General features: G+C 63.7%; 12 protein-coding genes. 7 read left to right on the forward strand and 5 right to left on the reverse strand.

Features of this window, described 5'->3' with window-relative positions:
- Nucleotides 1-49 precede the first annotated feature (49 nt).
- From QMK50_RS00330 to QMK50_RS00340, 3 genes are all read right to left on the reverse strand, one after another.
- Nucleotides 50-1,363: an FAD-binding oxidoreductase gene (locus tag QMK50_RS00330; RefSeq protein WP_320332161.1), complete on the reverse strand. Its 1,314-nt coding sequence runs from the start codon at nucleotides 1,361-1,363 to the stop codon at nucleotides 50-52.
- Nucleotides 1,360-2,448: a polyamine ABC transporter substrate-binding protein gene (locus QMK50_RS00335; RefSeq protein WP_095170249.1), complete on the reverse strand. Its 1,089-nt coding sequence runs from the start codon at nucleotides 2,446-2,448 to the stop codon at nucleotides 1,360-1,362. Before QMK50_RS00335 ends, QMK50_RS00330 begins: the two co-directional genes overlap by 4 nt.
- 156 nt (nucleotides 2,449-2,604) lie before the next feature.
- Nucleotides 2,605-3,963: a glutamine synthetase family protein gene (locus QMK50_RS00340; RefSeq protein WP_320332162.1), complete on the reverse strand. Its 1,359-nt coding sequence runs from the start codon at nucleotides 3,961-3,963 to the stop codon at nucleotides 2,605-2,607.
- Between the two features lie 162 nt (nucleotides 3,964-4,125).
- On the opposite strand from QMK50_RS00340, the gene QMK50_RS00345 reads away from it, so the two are divergent.
- Nucleotides 4,126-5,058: a helix-turn-helix domain-containing protein gene (locus QMK50_RS00345; protein ID WP_320332163.1), complete on the forward strand. Its 933-nt coding sequence runs from the start codon at nucleotides 4,126-4,128 to the stop codon at nucleotides 5,056-5,058.
- Here QMK50_RS00345 and QMK50_RS00350 read toward each other — a convergent pair.
- Both QMK50_RS00350 and QMK50_RS00355 read right to left on the reverse strand, forming a co-directional pair.
- On the reverse strand, nucleotides 5,055-5,651 hold the full coding sequence (locus QMK50_RS00350; protein ID WP_320332164.1) for a cupin domain-containing protein: 597 nt from the start codon (nucleotides 5,649-5,651) through the stop codon (nucleotides 5,055-5,057). The two genes, QMK50_RS00345 and QMK50_RS00350, sit on opposite strands and share 4 nt — an antisense overlap.
- Nucleotides 5,652-5,750: 99 nt before the next feature.
- A complete protein-coding gene (locus QMK50_RS00355) occupies nucleotides 5,751-7,709 on the reverse strand; it encodes an FAD-dependent oxidoreductase (protein WP_320332165.1) in 1,959 nt (652 codons plus the stop codon).
- 276 nt (nucleotides 7,710-7,985) lie between these two features.
- On the opposite strand from QMK50_RS00355, the gene QMK50_RS00360 reads away from it, so the two are divergent.
- From QMK50_RS00360 to QMK50_RS00385, 6 genes are all read left to right on the forward strand, one after another.
- Nucleotides 7,986-8,975, forward strand: coding sequence for an ABC transporter substrate-binding protein (locus tag QMK50_RS00360; RefSeq protein WP_413787315.1), 990 nt, complete (start codon nucleotides 7,986-7,988; stop codon nucleotides 8,973-8,975).
- Between the two features lie 71 nt (nucleotides 8,976-9,046).
- Nucleotides 9,047-9,841 carry a class II aldolase/adducin family protein gene (locus QMK50_RS00365; protein WP_320332167.1) on the forward strand — a complete coding sequence of 265 codons (795 nt, stop codon included), beginning with the start codon at nucleotides 9,047-9,049 and terminating at the stop codon, nucleotides 9,839-9,841.
- 100 nt (nucleotides 9,842-9,941) lie between these two features.
- Complete coding sequence (locus tag QMK50_RS00370) at nucleotides 9,942-10,589, forward strand: TetR family transcriptional regulator C-terminal domain-containing protein (RefSeq protein WP_320332168.1); 648 nt, start codon at nucleotides 9,942-9,944, stop codon at nucleotides 10,587-10,589.
- Between the two features lie 92 nt (nucleotides 10,590-10,681).
- Entirely contained in the window at nucleotides 10,682-11,398 is a 717-nt protein-coding gene (locus QMK50_RS00375; protein WP_095170257.1) for a response regulator, read from the forward strand.
- Between the two features lie 4 nt (nucleotides 11,399-11,402).
- On the forward strand, nucleotides 11,403-12,176 hold the full coding sequence (locus QMK50_RS00380; RefSeq protein WP_320332169.1) for a substrate-binding periplasmic protein: 774 nt from the start codon (nucleotides 11,403-11,405) through the stop codon (nucleotides 12,174-12,176).
- Nucleotides 12,173-14,434, forward strand: coding sequence for an ATP-binding protein (locus QMK50_RS00385; RefSeq protein WP_320332170.1), 2,262 nt, complete (start codon nucleotides 12,173-12,175; stop codon nucleotides 14,432-14,434). The genes QMK50_RS00380 and QMK50_RS00385 overlap by 4 nt, the downstream gene beginning before the upstream one ends.
- Nucleotides 14,435-14,551: the final 117 nt, after the last annotated feature.

Below are 14,551 nucleotides of genomic sequence, written 5' to 3' on the forward strand. Positions count from 1 at the left end.
CAGAGGCATCCCACATAGAGGTTCCAGCCAGAACAAGCAGGCCGGCCGGTCAGCCGACCATCTCTTTCAACCGATACCACGCCATGCCCAATGCCAGCAGCGGGGTGCGCAATGCGCGGCCACCGGGGAAGGTCAGGTGCGGCACTGCGCTGAACACGTCGAAGCCCTGGCTGTGTCCGGCGTGGATCGCTTCGCCCAGCAGGCGTGCGCACCAGTGGGTGACGTTCAAGCCGTGGCCGGAATAACCCTGGGCGTAATACACGTTCGGGTGCGCCGATAGACGGCCGATCTGCGGAAAACGGTTGGCGGAAATCCCGATGCGCCCACCCCATTGATAGTCGATGCGCACATCGGCCAACTGCGGGAACACCTTGAGCATCTGTGGGCGCATGTAGGCGCTGATGTCCGCCGGGTCCCGCCCGGAATAATGGCAGGCACCACCAAACAACAAGCGCCGGTCGGCCGATAACCGGTAATAGTCCAGGCCGACTTTCTGGTCACACAGCGCCAGGTTCTGCGGGATCAACTGATCCGCCGCCTGCTGCGACAGCGGTTCGGTGGCGATGATGTAGCTGCCGGCGGGCAGGACCTTGCCGCTGAGCTTGGGCTCCAGCTCCTCTAGGTGAGCGTTGCAGGCCAGTACCAGTGTGCCGGCGCGTACCGAGCCGCTGGCACAGCGGACTTTGACCGTACTGCCGTGAATGATCTCCAGCACCGGGCTGTGTTCGAAGATCCGCACCCCCAGGGATTCAGCCACCTGTGCCTCACCGAGGACCAGGTTCAGCGGGTGCAGATGCCCGGACCCCATGTCCACCAGCCCCCCGGCGTAGACCTTGGAATTGACCACCTGGTCGATGTCCTGCGCCGCCACGAGCCGGGTCTCGTGGGCATAACCCTGGGCCTGGAGGCTCTGTTGCTCAGCCTTGAACGCGGCAAACTGCGCCGCGGTGTTGGCCAGTTCGCAAAAGCCCCAGCGCAGATCACAGTCGATGCCGTGCTGGCGGATACGCTCGGCCACCACCTGCACCGACTCGATCCCCGCGCGCTCCAGGTAACGCACGCCGTCCTCGCCGACGTAGCGGGCAAATCCCGAGACGTCATGGCCGACGCCGCGGATCAGTTGTCCGCCGTTGCGCCCGCTGGCGCCCCAGCCGATCCGCCGAGCCTCCAGCAGGATCACCGAGAGCCCGCGCTGGGACAGTTCGATGGCGGTATTGACCCCGGTAAAACCGCCGCCGATCACACAGACGTCGGCCTCCAGGTCCGCGCTCAGCGCCGGGCGTTGGCGTAGGCCCTTGGCGCTGGCCGCGTAGTAGGAGCGAGCGTGCTCGGTGTCCGGGTTGAATTGAGTGGCCTGGTTCATTTGTTGGACTTCACTTTGCTCCACGAGCGAGTCATCAGGCGCATGATTTCTGGCGTCGGGGTGGTGGAAATGTAGAGTTTGTCGAGCACCGCCTGGGGCGGGTAGACCTCAGGGTTGTTTACCAACTCGGCATCCATGAACGGCTTGGCGGCCGGGTTCGGGTTAGCGTAGCCGACGGTGGCGCTGACCTTGGCAATGACCTCGGGGTCCAGCAGGTAGTTGATGAACTCGTAGGCTTGCTTGGGGTTGCCGGCATCGGCGGGTATCGCCAGCAGGTCGAACCACAGGTTGCTGCCTTCCTTGGGTATGGCGTAGGCGATGTTCACCCCGTTCTTCGCTTCCTTGGCCCGGTTGGCGGCCTGGAACACGTCGCCGGAGTAGCCGAAAGCGATGCAGATATCACCGTTGGCCAGGTCCGAGACGTACTTGGAGGAGTGGAAGTAGGTGATGTAGGGCCGAATGGTCAGCAGCTTGGCTTCGGCCTTTTTGTAGTCTTCGACTTTTTCGCTGCGCGGGTCCATGCCCATGTAGTTGAGGATGGCCGGGTACACTTCATCGGCCGAATCCATCATCGACACGCCGCACTGGCTGAGCTTTTTCAGGTTCTCGGGTTCGAACATCACCGCCCACGAGTCGATATGGTCAACTCCCAGTACCTGCTTGATCTTGTCGACGTTGTAACCGATGCCGTTGGTGCCCCACAGGTACGGCACCGAGTGCGCGTTGCCGGGGTCGTTCTTTTCCAGCAGGGTCAAGAGTTTCGGGTCGAGATTCTTCCAGTTCGGCAATTGCTCGCGATCGAGCTTGAGGAAGGCCCCGGCCTTCACCTGGCGCGCCAGGAAGTGGTTGGACGGCACCACTACGTCGTAGCCGGTACGCCCGGCGAGCAGCTTGCCTTCCAGGGTTTCATTGGAGTCGAACACGTCATAGATGACCTTGACCGAGGTCTTGGCGGTGAAGTCGGCGAGGGTGGTTTCGCCGATGTAGTCGGTCCAGTTGTACACGCTGACGCTGGGCTGCGCATGGGCAACGGCACTGCACAACAGCGCCAGGGCAACGGGAACCACGGATTTCATAAGACGCATTCGACACCTCTTGGAATAATTGTTTTCGATGTACAGGACCCAATGTAGGAGCGAGCTTGCTCGCGATGACGTCAGATCAGTCGACATCAGCTCGAGGATCAGCTACCCATCGCGAGCAAGCGGAGCGCCGCCCGGCCCGCTCCCACAGTCCCGGTATCAGACGCTCAGCAGCAGGAACTCGCGCTCCCAGGAGCTGATCACGCGCTTGAAGTTTTCATGTTCGGCGCGTTTCACCGCGACGTAGCCGCGCACGAACTTGCTGCCCAGGTAGCTTTCAATGGTCGGGCAGTTCTCCATGTGCGCCAGGGCGTCTTCGATGGTGATCGGCAGGCGCAGGTTGCGTCGTTCGTAGGCCCGGCCCTCGACGCCGGCGCTCGGTTCGACTCGTTCGACCATGCCCAGGTAACCGCACAACAGGCTGGCCGCGATCGCCAGGTAGGGGTTGGCATCGGCGCCGGGCAAGCGGTTTTCCACGCGCATCGCGTCCGGGCTCGAGGTCGGCACCCGCAGGCCGACGGTGCGGTTTTCCACGCCCCATTCGACGTTCACCGGCGCCGAGGTGTCCGGCAGGAAGCGCCGGAACGAGTTCACGTTGGGGGCGAACATCGGCAACAGCTTGGGAATGTACTTCTGCAGGCCGCCGATATGGTGCAGGAACAGTTCGCTCATGCTGCCGTCTTCATTGGCGAAGATTGGCTTGCCGGTGGCGATCTCGACCACGCTCTGGTGCAGGTGCATGGCGCTGCCTGGCTCATCGCCGATCGGCTTGGCCATGAAGGTGGCGGTGACGTTGTGCTTGAGCGCCGCTTCGCGCAGGGTGCGCTTGAACACGGTGATCTGGTCGGCCAGGTCGAGTGCGTCGCCATGCCGGAAGTTGATTTCCATCTGCGCCGGGCCGTCTTCATGGATCAGCGTGTCGAGGTCCAGGCCCTGGGCTTCGCACCAGTCGTAGACATCTTCGAACAGTGGATCAAATTCGTTGGCGGCATCGATGGAAAACGACTGCCGACCGCTTTCGGCACGGCCCGAGCGGCCCAGCGGCGCCTTGAGTGGCAGGTCTGGGTCTTCGCAGCGTTGGGTCAGGTAGAACTCCATTTCCGGGGCCACGATCGGCTTCCAGCCTTTGTCGGTGTACAGCTGCAGGACTTTCTTGAGCACGTTGCGCGGCGACAGTTCGATCGGGTTGCCGAACTTGTCGAAGGTGTCGTGGATCACGATCGCAGTGGGCTCGATGGCCCATGGAATCACGTACACCGCGTCGGACACCGGCTTGCACACCATGTCGATGTCGGCCGGGTCGAGCAGGTCGTAGTAGACGTCGTCGTCGACAAAGTCCCCGGTTACCGTTTGCAACAGCACACTTTCCGGCAGGCGCATGCCTCGCTCATGCAGGAACTTGTTGGTGGGCGCTATCTTGCCGCGAGCGATACCGGTCAGGTCAGTGACCACGCATTCGACTTCGGTAATCTTGTGATCTTTCAGCCAGGTGGAGAGCTGATCGAAAGGGGCGTTCATAAAGACCTCGTTATTGGTTTTATCCGCGCCAGAGTCAGGCTTGCTGTGCACAGAGACTTCCCCTGTAGCGCGTTGACGACTATCTTGGGCCAGCGTTACGGTTCCATCTATCCACTTTCAGCAGCCATCAAGCGCACCAAAAGAGTGCGTGCGGATCTCCCCATGACAGCGCCAAATCCCTTGCATGTGCAGGCTTTCAACACCGCAGACGTCGCCGACCAGATACGCGCGACCCCTGGGTGGGTGCAGCACTACCAGCAGATGTCGCCCGGGCACTTCGCCGGCCTGGTGCGTTATCTGGACTTGCAGGGGGTAGAGATTTACGAGGAATGCATGAACACCCGGGTCGAGCAGAATTTCAGCGCGCCACCGGGGGCCTTGGCGTTCTGTTTCGATCGCAGCGACAACGCGCTCTACGTGCTCAACGGCGAAAGCCGCAACATCTGGATCACCCCGGAGAACTACCAGGAAGTGGCCGTAGTCTTCGGCCCGCAGTTCCTGCAGCGCCATGGCGTTAGCATCGAACGCCTGGAAGGCCTGTTCATGGCGCCGCTCAACTCGCAGCAGAACGCGCTGTTCAGTCGCTGGCTCAGTGGCACCCTGACCCGGCTGTCCGAGGCCATCGACCCACCGAGCCGGGACGCCCTGACCCAGCAACTGCTGGACGACTGCCTGTTCATCCTCGACAACGCCTGCGTCTGCCTCGACCAGGGCGCATTGCAGCGCCGGGCAGGGGAGCGGGTGCTCATGAAACGGGTGGGCGAGTGGGCAGCCGATACCCCGGAAGAACAGCTCAACCTGCTGCAGTTGTCCCAGGTCGCCGGGGTTTCCCTGCGCCAGTTGCAACACGCCTTCAAGACCTACACCGGCATGGCCCCGACCCAATGGCTGCGCCTGCGCCGCCTCAACAGCGCCCGCCGCGAACTGCTCGGCAGCCACCCCGGCCAGACCACCGTGGCCGAAGTGGCGATGCACTGGTCATTCTGGCACCTGGGACGTTTTTCCAGCAGCTACCGGGCACTGTTCAAGGAACTGCCGAGCGACACCCTCAAGCGTGCGGGGGCTACAGCAACCAGTGGGCGCGTGCGGCGTTAAAACGTCGGCGGAGTAATCACCCAGATCACCACCGCATCCACTTCGCCAGGGTTGCCGTAGCGGTGTGGTTCCTGGCTGGAGAAGCTGAAGCTGTCGCCTTCGCTGAGCTGGAAATGCCGATCGCCGACCCACAGCTCGAAGCTGCCGCACAGCAGGTAGCCAGCTTCTTCGCCGTCGTGGCTGTAGCTTTGCTGGCTGTAGGTGCCGGGAGGGAAGCGCGAGTGGAGCATTTCCAGTTGACGGTTGGGTTGGGGGGTGAGCAGGTGGTCGACGATGCCGTCTTCGTAGTGCACGCTCAGGCGGCTGTTCTTGCGCACCACCACGCCCTGGTCTTCGGGGGCCGTGGGCACTTCGCTGGCGAAGAACCACTGGATGGTCACGTCCAGGCTACGGGCGATGTTGAACAGCGCCGGGATCGACGGGTAGGCGAGGTTGCGTTCCAGTTGGCTGATGTAACCGGCGGTCAACTCACTCAACTGCGCCAGCTGCGCCAGGGTCATGCCCCGGCGTTTGCGCAGGCCGCGAATCCGCGTGCCGAGGAAATGCGGCGCAGCGCTGCCGATGTCGGGCGCAGGCGTGTTGCTGTTGCTCATGGCGAATTCCAGACCGGGAGGGGCTTGAGCGCGGGCCCACCTTTAAAAGCGGGGATTTGCGCCCAAGCCAAAACCTAAAGTCCCGGAGTATAAACAGGCTTAAAGCTCCCAGGCGACTTTCAGGCCTTCGTAGATGGCTTCTTCGGCGGTGCGCGGTGCCAGGCAGTCGCCGATCCGGCGAAACTCCACAAGCCCTTGCAGTTCGGCACCTAGGGTATCCACCGGTTGGTGGCCTTGGCACAACACCAGGGTGTCGATGTTCTCCAGCAGCATTGGCTCGCCACTGGCGGTGTGTTGCAGGTACACCGTGTTGTCGTCGCAGCCATAGAGCCGGGCATACGGAGTGATCGGGATGCCGAGCTTATGCAGTTCGCCGGCCAGTTGGTCACGCACGTACAGCGGCAGGTTTTCCCCGCAATGAGTGCCATTGACCGCCAACTGGACCTGATGCCCAGCCCGCACCAGGCGCTCGGCGATACCTGGGCCGATCCAGTCGCAGCGCCAGTCCACCACTACCACTGAACGGCCGATCGGCACCTCGTCCTTGAGCACCTGCCAGGCATCGACCACCTGCAATTCACCGCCACGCTCGAAGTTTGGCCAGTAAGGTTCGGCCCCGGTCGCAACGATCACCAGGTCCGGCTGTTCGCGCTCCACCAGTGCCCGGTCGACCCGGGTGTTGCGCACTACGCGCACCCCGGCCAACTGCATCTCGCGCTGCAGGTTGGTGCTGGCTCCGCCGAACTCGGCGCGGCGCGGCAGCAGTTGGGCCAACAACACCTGGCCGCCGAGTTGCGAGCTGGCTTCGTACAGGGTCACCTCGTGCCCGCGCTGGGCGGCCACCGCTGCCGCCTTCATTCCGGCCGGGCCACCGCCGGCGATCATGATGCGCTTGCGCCGAGTCGCTGGCGCGCGTTGGCTGTAGATCAGTTCGCGCCCGGTTTCCGGGTGCTGGATGCAGGAAATCGGCAATCCCTTGTGGAAGTGCCCGATGCACGCCTGGTTGCAGGCGATGCACGCGCGCACGTCTTCGGCACGCCCGGCGTCGGTCTTGTTGGGCATTTGCGGGTCGCAGATCAGCGCCCGGGTCATGCCGCAGACATCGGCCTGGCCGGCCAGGATCAGTTCGGCCTCCTGGGGCTGGTTGATCCGGCCGGTAACGAACAGTGGAATCTTCAGGCCAGCCTTGAAGGTCCCGGCTTCTTTGGCCAGGTACGCCGCTTCGATGGCCATCGGCGGCACAATGTGCACCGCGCCACCCAGCGAGGCCGAGGTGCCAGCGACGATGTGTACGTAGTCCAGCTGGGCTTGCAGCGCTTGCACGCTGGCCAGGGACTCATCTTCGCTCAAGCCTTCGGGGTCACGCTCGTCCGCGGAAATCCGCAGACCGATGATGAACTGCTCATCGGTGCTGGTGCGCACCGCAGCGATCACTTCCCGCAGGAAGCGCAGGCGTTGTTCGAGGTCTCCGTTGTAGTGATCGGTGCGTCGGTTGACCCGGGGGTTGATGAACTGCGCGGGCAGGTAACCATGGCTGGCGACCACCTCGACCCCGTCGATTCCAGCCTGATGCAGGCGGCGAGCGGCCGCCGCATAACCGGCGACGATCTCATCGATCATCGCCTGGTCCAGCGCCCGTGGCATCACCCGGAAGCGCTCGTTAGGCACTGCAGAGGCGGAGTAGGCCACGGCCAGCAGACCGTCGCTGGACTCCATGATTTCCCGCCCCGGGTGGAAAATCTGCGACAGCACCAGGGTGCCATGCTCGTGGCATGTCCGCGCCAGCTCACGGTAACCCTCGATGCAGGCGTCATCCGTGGCCATCAGCACATGGGAGGTGTAGCGCGCACTGTCGTGGACCCCGGCCACCTGCAGCACGATCAGCCCGACACCGCCTTCGGCGCGTGCCCGGTGATAGGCGATCAGTTGCGCGTTGACCAGGTTGTCGGTCGGCATCGAGGTGTCGTGCCCGCTGGACATGATGCGGTTTTTCAGGCGTTTGCCGCGGATCTGCAAGGGCTCGAACAGATGGGCAAAGGCGGGGGACGAGGTCGGCATGGTGCGCTTACTCCAGGCAGGCTGAAGCCGAAAGGCCGTGCTTCGGCGTTGTTATTATTGCCCTATAGAAATTTACCGACAGTAAAAAATCAACTTGTTTTTTTACTAAGGCTTGCAGTACTTTCATTTGGCGCCCGCTCCTGGGGCGAACCTCACAACAATAAAAATGGGTCACGCCGGCCTTGCTCCGGGTGGCACCTGCACGAGGACTGCTAGATGAAAGCCAATAGACTCAAGCTCGCTCGTTATCCCTTGCTGTTGTCCCTGGCCGCGGTCATGGGCAGCGTTCAGGCGGCGCCGGACATGGTGGTGGTCGGATACGGCGGCGCCGGACAGAAAGCCCAGGACGTGGCGTTTTTCCAGCCCTTCAGCGCGCTGGACCAGAGCAAATTGATCCAGAGCGAATACAACGGCGAAATGGCCCGGATCAAGGTGATGGTCGACACCGGCAACGTCGATTGGGACGTGGTGCAGATCGAAGGCCCGGACCTGATGCGCGGCTGCGAAGAGGGTATGTACGAACGCCTGGACTGGACGCAACTGGGGCATGCCGCACAATTAATTCCCGAGGCCGCGCAGGAGTGCGGTTCCGCCGCGTTGGTGTGGAGCGTGGCGATTGCCTATGACACCGACAAGCTGGCCCAGGCCCCGGCCTCATGGGCGGATTTCTGGAACGTGGAGAAAATCCCCGGCAAGCGCGGCCTGCGCAAACGCGCGGTGTACAACCTGGAGTTCGCCTTGCTGGCCGACGGGGTCAAGGTCGAGGACGTCTACCAGGTCCTGGGCACTCCTGAAGGGGTCAACCGCGCCTTCGCCAAGCTGACCGAACTCAAGCCCCATATCCAGTGGTGGGAAGCCGGCGCACAACCGGCACAATGGCTGGCCGCCGGCGACGTGGTCATGACCTCGACCTACAGCGGGCGGATTGCCGCCGCCGCCCAGGGCGGCAGTCACCTGGGCCTGGTCTGGCCGGGCAGCCTGTACGGCATGGACTACTGGGCGATCATCAAGGGCTCCCGGCATGTCGATCAGGCCAAGCGGTTTATCGCCTTCACCAATCAGCCCGATGCCCAGGTCAAGTACGTGCAGCAGATTCCCTACGGTCCGACCAATACCGAGGCCGCGGCACGCCTGGATCAGTCGCTCGCGCGCTGGGTGCCGACCGCGCCGCAGAACCTCAAGGGTGCGCTGTCGATGGACGTCGGCTTCTGGGTCGATCACGGCGAAGAACTGGAAGAGCGTTTCAACGCCTGGGCCAGCAAATAAGCCGCGCGGCTGGACGCTTGCCCCGTCCAGCCTTACTGTCTGCCCAGCCATCTGCCTGGAGAACCTCGCCAATGAAGCAATTTGTCAGCCCCCCTGATGCGCCGGTCGAGCGCAGCGCCACCGAGCAGCGCCTGCGTGAAGAGTTGGCGGCGTGCTATCGCTTGATCGCGCACTTTCGCATGACCGACCTGATCTTCACCCATATCTCGGTGCGCCTGCCGGGGCCGGAGCACCACTTCCTGATCAACCCCTACGGCTTGATGTTCGATGAAATCAGCGCCTCCAACCTGGTGAAAATCGACCTTCACGGACATGCCGTAGAGCCGTCGCAATACCCGGTCAACCCGGCGGGTTTTGTCATCCACAGCGCGATCCACGGCGCCCGTGACGACGCCCAGTGCGTGCTGCACACCCACACCCGCGCCGGTTGTGCGGTGGCGGCCTTGAAGTGCGGGCTGTTGCCGGTCAATCAGATTTCCATGGAGTTCTACGGCCGGGTTGCCTACCACGACTACGAAGGTGTGGCGCTGGACCTCAGCGAGCAGCAGCGCCTGGTGCGCGACCTGGCGGACAAGCCGGTGTTGATGTTGCGCAACCATGGCCTGTTGACCGTGGGCGCCACCGTGGGCCAGGCGTTCTTGCGCATGTATTACCTGGAAAAGGCCTGCGAGATCCAACTGGCGGCCCAGGCCTGTGGCGAATTGCTGCTGCCGCCCCACGAGGTCTGCGCGCACACCGAGCGCCAGTTCAACGACCCCGGCCGGCCCCTGGAAGAGGGCCAGTTGAGCGATCCGGATGCCATGCAACTGGCCTGGGCGGCGATGTTGCGCCTGCTCGAGCGCATTGCCCCAGGCTATCGTGACTGAACGCGGTTGAGGCTGGAGACTGGGCGCACTCTTGCTGTACAGTCGTTCAACGCAGGGGCGGTGCAGGGCCCCAATGATCGATCCAAGGAGAGAGTCGCCCATGAGTCAGGAAGCCCGTTTTTCACGCATGGAGCCGGAGCTGCGCAAGGCCAATCTGATCGAGGCGACCCTGGTGTGCCTCAAGCGCCATGGCTTCCAGGGCGCATCGATTCGCAAGATCTGCGCTGAGGCCGGGGTCTCGGTGGGGCTGATCAGCCACCACTACTCGGGCAAGGACGAGCTGGTGGCCGAAGCCTACATGGCGATCACGGGGCGGGTCATGAGCTTGCTGCGCGAGGCCATGGAGCAGGCCGCGCCGACTGCGCGGGAGCGATTGTCGGCGTTCTTTCGTGGCTCGTTTTCCGCCGAACTGCTGGACCCGCAACTGATCGATGCCTGGCTGGCGTTCTGGGGCGCGGTGAAAACCGCCGAGGCAATCAACCTGGCCCACGAACACTCTTACGGCGAATACCGCGGCATCTTGCGCAAGGTGCTGGCCGAACTGGCCCAGGAGGAGGGCTGGGAACACTTCGACGCCGACCTCGCGGCTATTGGCCTGAGCGCCTTGCTCGATGGCCTGTGGCTGGAGTCCGGACTCAACCCCGGGACCTTCAGTCCGGAGCAGGGCATGCAGATCTGTGAAGCCTGGGTCGATGGGCTCCTGGCCGGCGGGCGCCAGCGTTTCTGCGTGCCGACCGGCAGCTGTTGATCGATCGTTCAGCAGAGGCTAGGATCAGCCGCTGAAACGCAAAACCACTCTAATAAGAAACACGCCTTCGGGCACACGCAGGACTTCAAGCGATGACTCCTCGGGTACTGATCGTCGACGACGATCCGCTGATTCGCGAACTGCTGCACGCCTACCTGTCCCAGGAAGGGTACGCGGTCCACTGCGCCGAAACGGCGGAGGCCGCGGATACCTTCCTCGCCAGCCAGGCGGTCGACCTGGTGATGCTCGACATCCGCCTGCCAGGCAAGGACGGCCTGACCCTGACCCGCGAACTGCGGGTGCGCTCGGAGGTGGGGATCATCCTGATCACCGGGCGCAACGACGAAATCGACCGTATCGTCGGCCTGGAGTGCGGCGCCGATGACTATGTGATCAAGCCGCTGAACCCCCGGGAACTGGTGTCCCGGGCGAAAAACCTGATTCGCCGGGTGCGTCATGCCCAAGCCCCCCAGCCACTCGCCGCCGCGGCCAAGCCGGTCAAGCAATTCGCTGCCTGGGCCCTGGATACCGATCGCCGGCGCCTGATCGATGACGCCGGCAACGAGACCCTGCTGACCCACGGCGAATACCAGTTGCTCAGCGTGTTCCTGCGCAACAGCGGCCACACCCTGAGCCGCGACCAGTTGATGGACCAGATCCGCAACCGCGAGTGGGTGCCCAACGACCGCTCGATCGACGTGCTGGTGGGGCGCTTGCGGCGCAAGTTGCATGACGACCCGGCCGAGCCGCAGTTGATCATTACCATTCACGGCGCCGGTTACCTGTTTACCGCCAGTGTGGCGGCCTGAGGCGATGGTGCGCGCCCTCGGGCTGTTACTGATGCTCGGCGCCGGTACCGCCATGGCTGCCGAGAAGGTCCGCTATTGCGATTACCCGGTGTACCCACCGATCTCCTGGAGTGACGGCAAGCAGGTGCGCGGCCTGGCCCCGAGCGTGGTCAAGCACCTGTTCGGCGCGCTGGGCTATGAGGTCGAGACCGTGGTGCTGGGCAACTGGAAACGCTGCCTGCTGGACGCCGCCGAGGGTCGGGTCGACGTGGTGCTGGCCTACAGCACTGCGCAACGCGAGCAAAGCCTGGTGTTTTCCCGGGTGCCGGTGCTGCGCGAGGACGTCGCGGTGTTCATCAATCGGCAACACCCGGTGCGCTTCGAACGCCTCGAAGACCTCGCCCGGTACCGCGGCGGCCTGCTGTTCGGGGAAAGCTACGGGGTGGATTTCGACCGGTTGGTGGCTCGCAGCAACAATATCGAATGGGTCTCCAACAGTGAGCAGAACTTCGGCAAGCTGATTCGCGGGCGCATCGACTTCATCACCCAGGAGCGGCGCACCGGCGAGTTGTACGTCGAACACCTGAAAGGCGCCCAGGACATCGTCGCCTTGCCCCAGCCCCTGAGCGTCGACTACCTGCGGATCGCAGTGTCGCGGCGCTCGGCGCTGGCCAGCCAGATGCCGCAGATCGATGCCCAGTTGCAGCGCATGGTCGAGGCCGGCGACATCGAACGCTGGCTCAACGAAAGCGAAGTCACCTACCGCGACATGGTCAGCCTGCCGGCGGACGCGCAATGATCCGCGCCCGGCCCGGTGGGTTGTTGCGACGCCTGCTGCTGTTCATCCTGTTGTTCAGCCTGTGTTTTACCGTGCTCGCCAGCACCGTGCAGCTGTACTTCGAGTACCGCCGCGAGATGCGTGACATCGACTCGCGCATGGAGCTGATTCGCGCCGGTTACCTGGCCAGTCTGGAACGCAGCCTGTGGGACCTCAACCAGGAGCAGTTGAACGTCCAGCTACGGGGCCTGGTGGATTTCTCCGACGTGGCGCGGGTGCGCCTGAGCAGCCCGGACTTCGAGTTGTTGCAGGGCAATCCGCAGCCGCTCGGGCCTTTGCGCATCGAGCGCTTCGAACTGGATTACCAGCCGCCTTCCGGGGAAAAACGTCACCTGGGGCAACTCGAAGTCAGCACTGACCTGGGGGCCGTGCACCAGCGGCTGTACGCCACTGGCTTGACCAGCCTGCTGTGGATGAGTGTGTTTCTCTGTGGCCTGGCGGTGGCGCTGTCCGGATTGTTCTACCGCCTGGTGACCCGCCACCTGCAAGTGATGGCCGGGTTCGCCCGGCGCATCGCTGCCGGCGAGTGGCAGGAACCCTTGCGCCTGGACAAGAGCCGCAGTGGCATCCCGGATGAAATCGACACCGTGGCCCACGCCCTGGACGACATGCGCCGGGCGATCCTCAGTGACATCGACCGCCGCGAATCCGACCGCCTGGCCCTGCAGCACAACCGCGATGACCTGCTGCGCATGGTCGAACGGCGTACCGCCAGCCTGATGCGCGCCAAGGACGAAGCCGAGGCGGCCAACCTCGCCAAGTCGCGGTTCCTGGCGACCATGAGCCACGAATTGCGCACGCCGCTCAATGGCATTCTCGGCATGGCGCAACTGCTGCGCAGCCCGCGCCTGGACGAACTCGACGGCAAACGCCTGGATGCCCTGCACAAGGCCGGTGAAGGTTTGCTGAGCATTCTTAACGAGGTGTTGTACTTCGCGCGCCTGGAGGAGGGCGAAACCCACCCCGAGCCAATGAACTTTTCCTTGCGCCAACTACTGGATGAGGTACTGACCCTGCTTGAGCCTCGGGCGCTGGGCAACCGCACGCGCCTGCATTGCCTGATCGACCCGCAGCTGGCGCCACGCCAGTTGGCGGCCGAACAGTTCCTGCGCCAGGTGCTGAGCAACCTGCTGGCCAACGCCATCAAGTTCACCGAGGGCGGTGAGGTCAGTGTGCTGGTGATGCTGCTGGCGCCGACACCGGGGCTCGACGGGCAACGCGTGCGGGTCAGCATTACCGACAACGGCATCGGCATTGACCCGGCCATGCAGGAAAAGATCTTCGAGCGTTTCACCCAGGCCAGTGAGGAAGTGGCGCAACGTTTTGGCGGCACCGGGCTGGGCCTGGCGATCTGCAAACACCTGGTGCAGAAAATGGGTGGCAGCATCGGGGTCGACAGCCAGCCGGGACGTGGCAGTTGCTTCTGGTTCGAGCTGACACTGGCGCCGGCGGGCGAGTTGGTCGATGAACCCGTCGAGCAGGCCAGCGGCCCGACGCTGAAGATCCTGGTGGTCGAAGATGTGGCGCTCAACCGTGAGGTGGTCAGCGGCCTGCTGCAACAGGACGGGCACCAGGTCTGGCTCGCGGAGGAGGGCCAGCAGGGATTGGCCGAGTGCGCCGCCCAGGCGTTTGATTTGATCCTGCTGGACGTGCACTTGCCGGGGATCAGCGGCGTCGAACTGTGCCGGCAGATCCGTGGCGGTGCCGGGCCGAACCGCGCCACGCGGATTTTCGCCCTGACCGCCAGTGTGCAACCGGCACTCGTGCGCGGCTATCTGGATGCCGGGATGGACGGCATCCTCGCCAAGCCGCTGAAACTCGTCGAGCTGCGCGCGGTCCTGGCGGGGCAGACGCCGTCAGCCGAACCCGCAACGCAGGACGGGGCCATGGACTGGCCGCTGTTGCATACCCACCGCACATTGCTCGGCGAACAGAAGGTGCTGGGTCTGCTGACGGTGCTGCGCACTTCGATCATCCAGCACCGTGGGGCCCTGGCGGAAGCCATCGCGGCCGAAGACTGCACCGAGGTCGCACACCTGGCCCATCGCCTGGCCGGCAGCAGTGACTCCCTGGGTTTCCGCGCCCTGGCCCAGGTCTTGCGGGCGCTGGAAGACGCGGCGCTGGGCAACGCCGAATCCGCCCTGCGTGACCTCGCACCCCAGGTCGATGCCCAGCTCCACGAAGCCCTGCAGACCCTCAAAGGCCTGTTGCAGAGCTGACGTACAAATCTGTTACGACTTTCTACAACTTCGATCTTTACCGTCAACGCGAACTTACATGGCCTTCCAATAATCGGGGCAACCGCCACAGCGCGGTCTTCGAAGCTTATTGGAGAT

It is taken from the genome of Pseudomonas sp. P5_152, from assembly GCF_033989915.1.
In the GTDB taxonomy this organism is placed as follows: domain Bacteria; phylum Pseudomonadota; class Gammaproteobacteria; order Pseudomonadales; family Pseudomonadaceae; genus Aquipseudomonas.

What these genes read in the sequence shown, in the direction of transcription:
- QMK50_RS00330 (WP_320332161.1), bottom strand. Translation starts at nt 1,363, where the DNA reads ATGAACCAGGCCACTCAATTCAACCCGGACACCGAGCACGCTCGCTCC.
- QMK50_RS00335 (WP_095170249.1), bottom strand. Translation starts at nt 2,448, where the DNA reads ATGCGTCTTATGAAATCCGTGGTTCCCGTTGCCCTGGCGCTGTTGTGC.
- QMK50_RS00340 (WP_320332162.1), bottom strand. Translation starts at nt 3,963, where the DNA reads ATGAACGCCCCTTTCGATCAGCTCTCCACCTGGCTGAAAGATCACAAG.
- QMK50_RS00345 (WP_320332163.1), top strand. Translation starts at nt 4,126, where the DNA reads ATGACAGCGCCAAATCCCTTGCATGTGCAGGCTTTCAACACCGCAGAC.
- QMK50_RS00350 (WP_320332164.1), bottom strand. Translation starts at nt 5,651, where the DNA reads ATGAGCAACAGCAACACGCCTGCGCCCGACATCGGCAGCGCTGCGCCG.
- QMK50_RS00355 (WP_320332165.1), bottom strand. Translation starts at nt 7,709, where the DNA reads ATGCCGACCTCGTCCCCCGCCTTTGCCCATCTGTTCGAGCCCTTGCAG.
- QMK50_RS00360 (WP_413787315.1), top strand. Translation starts at nt 7,986, where the DNA reads ATGGGCAGCGTTCAGGCGGCGCCGGACATGGTGGTGGTCGGATACGGC.
- QMK50_RS00365 (WP_320332167.1), top strand. Translation starts at nt 9,047, where the DNA reads ATGAAGCAATTTGTCAGCCCCCCTGATGCGCCGGTCGAGCGCAGCGCC.
- QMK50_RS00370 (WP_320332168.1), top strand. Translation starts at nt 9,942, where the DNA reads ATGAGTCAGGAAGCCCGTTTTTCACGCATGGAGCCGGAGCTGCGCAAG.
- QMK50_RS00375 (WP_095170257.1), top strand. Translation starts at nt 10,682, where the DNA reads ATGACTCCTCGGGTACTGATCGTCGACGACGATCCGCTGATTCGCGAA.
- QMK50_RS00380 (WP_320332169.1), top strand. Translation starts at nt 11,403, where the DNA reads ATGGTGCGCGCCCTCGGGCTGTTACTGATGCTCGGCGCCGGTACCGCC.
- QMK50_RS00385 (WP_320332170.1), top strand. Translation starts at nt 12,173, where the DNA reads ATGATCCGCGCCCGGCCCGGTGGGTTGTTGCGACGCCTGCTGCTGTTC.